The sequence below is a fragment of the Oleiphilus sp. HI0043 genome, assembly GCF_001634935.1.
This window is the reverse complement of sequence record NZ_LWEY01001822.1, coordinates 1-1,382: the sequence shown is the minus strand read 5'-3', so window position 1 is coordinate 1,382 and position 1,382 is coordinate 1. Positions and strand designations below refer to the sequence as shown.

The window sequence follows — 1,382 nt, the reverse complement described above, 5'->3', positions numbered from 1 at the left end:
CTTAGAAAACAGCAAAGTTCGCGAAGAACGACTGGCGTCAATTGAAACCCTGGCAGGTCGTTTGGAAAATGAGATTAAGAATCTGCTCGCCAAAATTGTTGAAAATGATAGTGATGAAGTCGTTGTGGCGGCGGCACAAAAGGCGTTAACACTGATTGAAGATCGAGTCGCTAACTTTCAGTTTGTCGATAAGCTCTTTTTCGGATTGAGCTTAGGTTCTGTCCTTTTGCTTGCTGCAATTGGCCTGGCAATTACCTTTGGCGTTATGGGCGTTATTAATATGGCGCATGGTGAGATGATCATGCTGGGCGCTTATACCACTTATGTGGTTCAGTTGCTGATGCCGAATGCTATCGACTATTCGATTTGGGTCGCTATTCCGGCAGCTTTCCTAGTGTCGGGCTTTGTTGGCATCTGTATAGAGCGAGGCGTAATTCGTCATCTTCACGGTCGTCCGCTTGAAACGTTACTGGCAACCTTTGGTATCAGTCTCATCTTGCAGCAATTGGTTCGCACCGTATTTTCTCCGCTCAACCGCCAAGTTGAAACGCCGAGCTGGATGAGTGGCTCCTTAGATATCAACCCTGTCTTATCGCTCACGATGAACCGCCTTTACATTCTTGCCTTTGCATTATTGGTGTTTGGTCTGTTGTTGTTGATCTTAAATAAGACCTCATTGGGGTTGAATGTTCGTGCGGTTGCTCAGAACCGTGACATGGCAAAAGCCATGGGTATTCGCACAGACTGGGTCGATGCAATGACTTTTGGTTTAGGTTCAGGTATCGCCGGTATGGCGGGTGTGGCTTTGAGTCAGTTAACGAACGTAGGGCCGAATCTCGGGCAAGCTTACATTATCGACTCCTTTATGGTCGTTGTGTTTGGTGGTGTTGGAAACCTTTGGGGGACCTTGGTAGCAGGCTTCAGCTTAGGTATTGCCAATAAATTTCTTGAGCCGGTTACCGGTGCAGTATTGGCTAGCATCTTGGTATTGGTATTCATCATCTTGTTTATTCAGAAAAAACCGAAAGGACTGTTTCCACAGAAGGGGAGAGCGGCAGAATGAGTATTTTAAGTACGCTGTTTGATCGCGGATTAATGGGCCGAGAAGGTCAGCCGGGGAGTCGAACCTTTCCATTTGTAATTCTTTTACTCGCCATCACTTTCCTTGCCTCTATCGGTAACTTGGTGATGCCTGAAGGTTCAGTGTTTTATGTCAGCACCTATACCATAACTTTGCTGGGTAAGTACTTGTGCTACGCCATGCTGGCTTTGGCAGTTGATATTATCTGGGGCTATTGCGGTATTTTGAGCTTGGGTCATGGTGCATTTTTCGCGCTTGGTGGCTACGGCATGGGCATGTATTTAATGCGTCAGATTGGTGA

1 protein-coding gene and 1 pseudogene are annotated in these 1,382 nt (G+C 46.7%); both read left to right on the top strand.

The features are described from left to right. The coding region (gene urtB, locus A3729_RS28120) for an urea ABC transporter permease subunit UrtB (RefSeq protein ID WP_068634521.1) at positions 1-1,063 on the top strand (1,063 nt) is incomplete at its 5' end. After that, positions 1,060-1,382: pseudogene (locus A3729_RS28115) on the top strand (urea ABC transporter permease subunit UrtC); the annotation flags it as partial. The gene urtB and the pseudogene A3729_RS28115, both read left to right, overlap by 4 nt.